Raw genomic sequence first — 6,000 nt, 5'->3', positions numbered from 1 at the left:
ACGCTAGTCGGCAAGTGGGTCAGCCCCGCCCGCCTTCTGAACGATCCGGACTACGCCGTGTGGGTGCCGTTCTTCGACGGCTATCCGATCCGCGTCTTCGACAGCGAGACGCTGTTCCTGCCGCCCCCTCCTGAGGAATAGGCCCAAGGCCTAACCACCCTCCCACCACATCCCCGGAGATACCTCATGCTCGTCGCAAACTGGCGCGCGGTGCTTCAGCCCCGCCGGAAGCCCGGGCGCCTTCCGTGGTTGGGGTGGTAACCAAATTCCTCCTCGGCAAGAGCTCGTGCTTGGGCCGCGTCTTGAAGTTCAGCGAAGTACCCTAGGTGCATTCTCCGCCCCTCGTGCATGATCCGCGCTTGCCAGCGGCCAACCCTGGGCATCCAGTGGACGCCGATGACCCCGCTTGTGTTGTGAGAAGGAAGGCCTTGGTTCCGGGCATTGTCGACCCGACCAGCTAGGCGAAGATTGGCAATACGGTTGTCGGATCGTTCGCCATTTAGGTGATCAACCCTAGACGGCGGCCATTCTCCATTCTCGTACAACCAAGCCAACAGATGCGCTCGGTGGCGCTTGTTGAAGATCCCGATTTCTAGGTAGCCCTGCGAATTCACCGAGCCCGCACGCTTCCCAGCGAAGTGAGCGTTCCAGGCTGCCTGGTCTCTTCTCGCCGAGAACCACCTGGCATCTCGGTGCCTCCAAACAAACTCCCCCGACTCTGCCGAGTACGAAAGAAGTTCCTTCAGGACTTCGACGGTCACTACCGTGCGGCTCATGCAGAGTTCTCCATTGTGGAGCACAATGTAATGTTTATAGAAAACTGGCGTCAAGTGCTGAGGAGAGCCTGGAGCATCCGCCTGCTCATCATCGCCGGAGCGCTTTCCGGCCTTGAGGTGGCGCTTCCCCTGATCGGTGTCGACACCATCCCGGCCGGCACCTTCGCGGCCTTGTCTGGCCTCGTCACCGCCGCGGCCTTCGTGGCCCGGCTGATCGCTCAGAAGGGGATCACCGATGAGTAGGCTCAAGAAGGCTGGTGCCGTCACGGCTGCCGGCGCGCTCGCGGTCGCCTTCGTCGGAGCCTGGGAGGGCATGCGGACGACGGCCTACCGCGATGTGGTGGGCATTCCAACTGTCTGTTTCGGCGAGACACGCGGCGTGAAGATGGGCGATCGGTACACGGCCGACCAGTGCCGCGAGATGCTGGGCGACGGACTGGCGGAGTTCGAGGCGGGCATTCGGAAGTGCCTGGTCGCCCCAGACAAGATCCCCGACAAGCCCTATGTCGCTTTCCTCAGCCTCTCCTACAACATCGGCCAGAAGGCGTTCTGCGGCTCGACCGTGGCGCGCCGGGCGAACGCGGGCGATCTGCGCGGGGCCTGCGAGGCCATCGTCGTCTGGAACAAGGCCGGCGGCCGTGTCGTCGCTGGGCTCGTCAACCGTCGCGCTGCTGAGCGGGCCATGTGCCTGGAGGGGCTCAAGTGAGCATCCTCCTTCTTCTCACGCCAGTGTGGCGACGGCTGGGCGGCGCGGCTCTCGTCCTGATACTGGCCCTCGGCATCTTCGCCTACGGCCACCACAAGGGCGCCGCCAGCAACGACGCTAAGTGGCAGGCCGCCATGGCTGCCGAACAGACCCGGCAGGCTGCTGTACGGGCCAAGGCGCTCGACGAGGCGGTTGCCCGCGAACTGGCCCGCGCGGCCGAGAATGAAGCCCTCGAAGCTCAGGTGAACCAATATGAGGCGGATCTCGCTAAGTCGCTCTCTAAAGCGCCGGCTGGCAGCTGTGACTATCGTTTGCGCGGTGCCGATGTTGAGCGCCTTCGCATGTTCCAGAGACCGGGTAGCGCTTCGCCCTGATCTCCCGCAGATGCCGGCCGCTCTCCAGCAGCCGTGCAAGCACCCCCTCATCAGCGAAGTGGACGCGCGGGCGATCATAGCCCGCTACGCCGTCGCCCTCACCAAATGCGATGGCAAGCGCGCCGATGCGGTGGCTTTCCACGAGAGCCTCCGGAAGGGACTGAAATGAACCCAGCAACGGAAGACCCAGCCTCGTCTGGCTGGCATCTCGACAAGCGCGTCCCTATCGCCCTGATTGTGACGTTGCTGATCCAGGCAGCAGTCGGACTGATCTGGGCCTCCAAGCTAGATGCCCGCGTAGCGAGCCTTGAATTGGCGCAGACCGTAGCGGGCGACCAGCCCGCCCGAATCGTCCGTGTTGAGACACAGATGGAGGGCGTCCGCGGCACCCTCAAGGAAATGAACGACAAGCTCGATCGCTTGCTCGGCTACCCGGCGCCGGCGAGGTAGCGGATGCCGACACCGCGCCTTTCCAGAGATCTGGCGGAAGCCACAGTCAAACTCGTTCAGCAACACGTAGATGCGGGGTACATCCTCGGCGGTCCGCCGAGCGCGATCGAGGCGGCAGCGAAGGCTGCTCTGAAGTCTGGGTTTGTGAAGACGACCCGAGCATTCACGACACGATACCGAACAGCCGGGGAGACGTATGGGCTTGCTGCCCGACCTCCCGAGCCAAAGGACCAGTTCACTACCTATGAGGCCATCCACGCACCGCTCAGCAAGCCTCGGGTGCGGGTGCAGGCGCTCACGCAGTCTACGCCGCCTGAGGGGCCTATCGTTCGGGTGCTCGGCATCGGCGACGTTCACTGCAAGCCGGGCCGGACGCATGAGCCCGTCATTCTGGCCGGACGGCATGCTGCAGCAACAAAGCCCGACCGCGTCATTGCCATCGGCGACTGGGCCTCGCTCGATAGCTGCTCGTTCCACCCGGCGAAGGGCAGCGCCAAGGATAGTGAGCGCCCGGCGTTTCACGAGGAGCTGGCGGCTCTGGAGGATAGCCTCGATGCCTTTGGTCGAGAGTGCCCGGAAGACATCCCCCTCGACATCACCCTCGGCAATCACGAGCACCGTGCCTGGCGGATGGCGAATGCCGATCCTCGCGTGGCCGGCGACTTCCCGCTACGGCTCGAACAGGCCTTCGCCCGCTATCGCTGGAAGACGCATGAGTACGGCAAATGGCTCTACCGGCATGGCGTCGGCTTCGTCCATGTCCCCCTGAATGCCATGGGCCGAGAGTACGGCGGCCGTCATTCCGAGAACACGATAGGAAATGACGCCACGCACTCGGTCGTGTGGGGCCATGATCATCGACACCGTTTCAAGACGGTTCCGAAGCTTGGCCCCAATAATCGTATCTCTATATGCAATTTAGGGACATGTATGCCGTGGGGAGAGGTTGAAGATTACAATGTAGGAACTACAGGATGGACATACGGAATATGTGACTTATCGATCCAATCTGGTATAATAATCGCATGCCGTTTCTATGACATGCTTGAACTTCGCCAGATGTATGGAGGGTAAGGTTGCTAACCCAGTCAGATGTTAAAGCACTACTCGACTACGACCCAGAGACCGGCGTTTTTGTTTGGCGAGAGCGAGGACCGAAGTCATGGCACATCAACAGGTGGAACTCGCGCTACGCTGGTACGGTCGCCGGGAAGCGTAGTTCCTCCGGCCACACGCTGATCACCATTTCGAAGCGCTCCTATTGCGCTCACCGTCTGGCGTGGGTCTGGGTGCACGGTGACTGGCCGCCGCATCAGGTCGACCACATCAATGGAAAAAGAGACGATAACCGTCTCGCCAACCTCCGATTGGCGACGCACAAGCAAAACCTTCGAAACCAGACTACGCGGCGATCCTCGCAGTCAGGCTTTAAGGGCGTCACCTTCCACAAAGGCGCCGGAAGGTGGATGGCACGCATCACGGTTGATGGGAAGATGCGGTACCTGGGCCTGTTCGAGACGGCTGCGGATGCTGCCACGGCGTACCGTCAGGCGGCTGTTTCCATGTTCGGCGAATTCGCCAGTTGGCGCCCCGCTATGACCAGCTCGAACTGAGGGCGCTCTATGGTTGATCGCACGCTCGTCATCGGCTTCGCAGGTGTCGCCGGCAGCGGTAAGACGACCGCGGCCATGCACCTGCTCAACATACATGGCTATGTCCACACACGGTTCGCCGATCCGATCAAGGCCATGCTTCGGGTGCTCGGCCTTGGAAGTGCCGAGTTGGACGGTATGCTCAAGGAGAAGCCCATGGCGCTCCTCGGCGGCAAGACCCCACGATATGCCATGCAGACGCTCGGGACCGAGTGGGGCAGGGACCTGATCAGCCGGACCATCTGGGAGGACCTCTGGGTCGAGCGTGCCAGCGATTGCATCGATCTAGGCGGCCGGGTGGTCGTGGACGACGTCCGGTTCGCCAACGAGGCAGAGGCAGTTCGGAAGCTCGGCGGCATGGTCATTCGCATCACTGGGCGCGGCGGTATAGCCGGCGGCCACATCTCGGAGCAGATGGACTTTCCCACTGATGCGACGATCGAGAACAGCGGCGACCTCGGCGCCTTCCTCGACCAGGTGAGCGCGCTCACGCAGATATCACTCGCCTAGCTTGCATCTATCTCCCGCTTCACGTTACGCTGCGGGATGTGAGAGGGGGCCGTCATGCGGGCGTTAGTCTGGGCGGGCATCTTTGGCGTGTCGTGCGTGTCCTGGTGGGCAATCATCCAGGCTGGCATAGACATAGCTTCGGCGTTCTGATCAGCGCGGGATCGGCCCCGTCATCGAAGGTGTCGACGCGATCACCGTGATCTGGATGTCGCGGCTTCCGCATTTCGAGCAACGAAGTGCGCGGCGAAATGGCGTTTCCGCTCCGACGATCTGGAGATCCCGCCCGCGCTGTTCCGCTAGTCGTTCCATGTCGACCACGACATAGTGCCGGCAGCCGAGGCAGTGGGCGCCGAAGCCCGTGCGGCTGTCCAGAAATTCGCCGACTGTCCCGATCCTGCCCATGTTCAAGTTTTGTTCACGGCTAGCGATGGCCGTCAAGGATGAGAGTAACCGACTGCTCCTCCACGTGATTTCGGGCCAAGTCGACAAGGGATTCACACGCGATTCGGCATGGGGTAGAATGCGGGCGACGCGGCGGCGCTGACGGAAGCGCGGGTAATTGAAGCACGGCGGCGGTTGGGTCGACACTCCGCCGCGACCCTTGGCCGGTGTTATGGCTAGCCGGTATCAAGCCCGGCCCGCGTCGATCCTATCGCTCACGCTTTGTGAGCCACGAGACGGAGGGAGCCATGGGCAACCCCACATGACCAAGCGAGCAGCAGACAAGATCATTGAGGGGCTTCGAGAAGCCCTCGACCTGATCCAGACCGGGCGCCTTGAGAGCGTGCTGGTACGGACCAGGAGCAACCATGAACTTCAAACGCAAGCGGCCCAAGTCGACAAGGGCGGGCTGCCTTCTCTGTAAGCCGCATAAGAGGCAGGGCAGTTGCCTGCATCAGCGCGACAAGCCGAGTGACCGTCTTCGCAAGGCAATCGCCGACGACAAGATCCGCGAATTCGCCTGCCACTGACATCATCAGCCCGGCTCTGTCTTCGGACGGGGCCGGGCTATTTAGTCTTGGCCGACCGGATATGCCTGCATCAGACGCTCAAGTGCGTCCCTGAACGTCGTAGCCTGCATGACGTAAGCTCGTTTGGCGTTCATGTTCGTCAATGCGACCTCGACCATTCGCCCAGTGTGGTGGTGATCTAGACTGTGCGTCCGCGTCTTGTGGTCCAGATAGTCGATAAGCTCTGCGTCTGTCGCCATTGTCGGCTCCTCGATTCCGGTGATTCTACCACCCCGCGATCCACCTGACGAGCGCCAGCACGTTCCCGCCTATCACCCAGAGCATCACAGCCCATATGCCTGCGACGAAGATCCAGGCGGCGAGGGGGATGCGAAGGCGACGGTAGGACATGGGGGAACGATCCGAGAACCGGGCCTTGGCGCACTGTGCCGTGTGCCGTGCCGTGATTAACCGATGCTACGTTCGCTAGAGGCGCTAGGAGCGCCCCGAATCAGAAGGTAGTGCGTTGGAATATCAGGACTTTTCGACCGACCCGGCCGTTAACGCCAGCAATGTCGTCTG

General features: G+C 62.0%; 9 protein-coding genes and 1 pseudogene. 8 read left to right on the top strand and 2 right to left on the bottom strand.

Features of this window, described 5'->3' with window-relative positions; genetic code table 11:
- Window positions 1-215: 215 nt before the first annotated feature.
- The gene (locus WFK98_RS27370) at window positions 216-776 is read right to left on the bottom strand and encodes an HNH endonuclease signature motif containing protein (protein ID WP_442907403.1); all 561 of its coding nucleotides are present in this window, start codon (window positions 774-776) and stop codon (window positions 216-218) included.
- A 30-nt stretch (window positions 777-806) separates the two neighbouring features.
- Between WFK98_RS27370 and WFK98_RS11785 the strand changes: the two genes are divergently transcribed.
- The 8 genes and pseudogenes from WFK98_RS11785 to WFK98_RS11755 all read left to right on the top strand — a co-directional run bounded on the left by WFK98_RS11785 (window position 807) and on the right by WFK98_RS11755 (window position 4,468).
- A complete protein-coding gene (locus WFK98_RS11785; protein WP_442907402.1) occupies window positions 807-1,019 on the top strand; it encodes a DUF7940 domain-containing protein in 213 nt (70 codons plus the stop codon).
- Window positions 1,012-1,482, top strand: a complete 471-nt coding sequence (locus tag WFK98_RS11780; protein ID WP_336800304.1) for a lysozyme — start codon at window positions 1,012-1,014, stop codon at window positions 1,480-1,482. Before WFK98_RS11785 ends, WFK98_RS11780 begins: the two co-directional genes overlap by 8 nt.
- The gene (locus WFK98_RS11775) at window positions 1,479-1,856 is read left to right on the top strand and encodes a hypothetical protein (protein WP_336800303.1); all 378 of its coding nucleotides are present in this window, start codon (window positions 1,479-1,481) and stop codon (window positions 1,854-1,856) included. The genes WFK98_RS11780 and WFK98_RS11775 overlap by 4 nt, the downstream gene beginning before the upstream one ends.
- Before the next feature lie 165 nt (window positions 1,857-2,021).
- A complete protein-coding gene (locus WFK98_RS11770) occupies window positions 2,022-2,306 on the top strand; it encodes a hypothetical protein (protein WP_336800302.1) in 285 nt (94 codons plus the stop codon).
- Window positions 2,307-2,309: 3 nt separating this feature from the next.
- Window positions 2,310-3,380: a hypothetical protein gene (locus WFK98_RS11765; RefSeq protein WP_336800301.1), complete on the top strand. Its 1,071-nt coding sequence runs from the start codon at window positions 2,310-2,312 to the stop codon at window positions 3,378-3,380.
- Window positions 3,381-3,382: 2 nt separating this feature from the next.
- Window positions 3,383-3,688: pseudogene (locus WFK98_RS27365) on the top strand (HNH endonuclease signature motif containing protein); the annotation flags it as partial.
- Window positions 3,689-3,772: 84 nt separating this feature from the next.
- Entirely contained in the window at window positions 3,773-3,919 is a 147-nt protein-coding gene (locus tag WFK98_RS27360; protein ID WP_442907407.1) for a hypothetical protein, read from the top strand.
- Window positions 3,920-3,928: 9 nt separating this feature from the next.
- A complete protein-coding gene (locus WFK98_RS11755; RefSeq protein ID WP_336800299.1) occupies window positions 3,929-4,468 on the top strand; it encodes a deoxynucleotide monophosphate kinase family protein in 540 nt (179 codons plus the stop codon).
- A gap of 150 nt (window positions 4,469-4,618) precedes the next feature.
- On the opposite strand, the gene WFK98_RS11750 is transcribed toward WFK98_RS11755, so the two are convergent.
- Window positions 4,619-4,906 carry a hypothetical protein gene (locus WFK98_RS11750; RefSeq protein WP_336800298.1) on the bottom strand — a complete coding sequence of 96 codons (288 nt, stop codon included), beginning with the start codon at window positions 4,904-4,906 and terminating at the stop codon, window positions 4,619-4,621.
- Window positions 4,907-6,000 lie beyond the last annotated feature (1,094 nt).

Origin of the sequence: Kaistia sp. MMO-174, assembly GCF_037147815.1 — a bacterium.
Lineage (GTDB): Bacteria > Pseudomonadota > Alphaproteobacteria > Rhizobiales > Kaistiaceae > Kaistia > Kaistia nematophila.
Note: the sequence above shows the minus strand (reverse complement) of the source record. Positions and strands in the feature narration are given on the sequence as shown.

What these genes read in the sequence shown, in the direction of transcription:
- WFK98_RS27360 (WP_442907407.1), top strand. Translation starts at nt 3,773, where the DNA reads ATGGCACGCATCACGGTTGATGGGAAGATGCGGTACCTGGGCCTGTTC.
- WFK98_RS11785 (WP_442907402.1), top strand. Translation starts at nt 807, where the DNA reads ATGTTTATAGAAAACTGGCGTCAAGTGCTGAGGAGAGCCTGGAGCATC.
- WFK98_RS11755 (WP_336800299.1), top strand. Translation starts at nt 3,929, where the DNA reads ATGGTTGATCGCACGCTCGTCATCGGCTTCGCAGGTGTCGCCGGCAGC.
- WFK98_RS27370 (WP_442907403.1), bottom strand. Translation starts at nt 776, where the DNA reads ATGAGCCGCACGGTAGTGACCGTCGAAGTCCTGAAGGAACTTCTTTCG.
- WFK98_RS11770 (WP_336800302.1), top strand. Translation starts at nt 2,022, where the DNA reads ATGAACCCAGCAACGGAAGACCCAGCCTCGTCTGGCTGGCATCTCGAC.
- WFK98_RS11765 (WP_336800301.1), top strand. Translation starts at nt 2,310, where the DNA reads ATGCCGACACCGCGCCTTTCCAGAGATCTGGCGGAAGCCACAGTCAAA.
- WFK98_RS11780 (WP_336800304.1), top strand. Translation starts at nt 1,012, where the DNA reads ATGAGTAGGCTCAAGAAGGCTGGTGCCGTCACGGCTGCCGGCGCGCTC.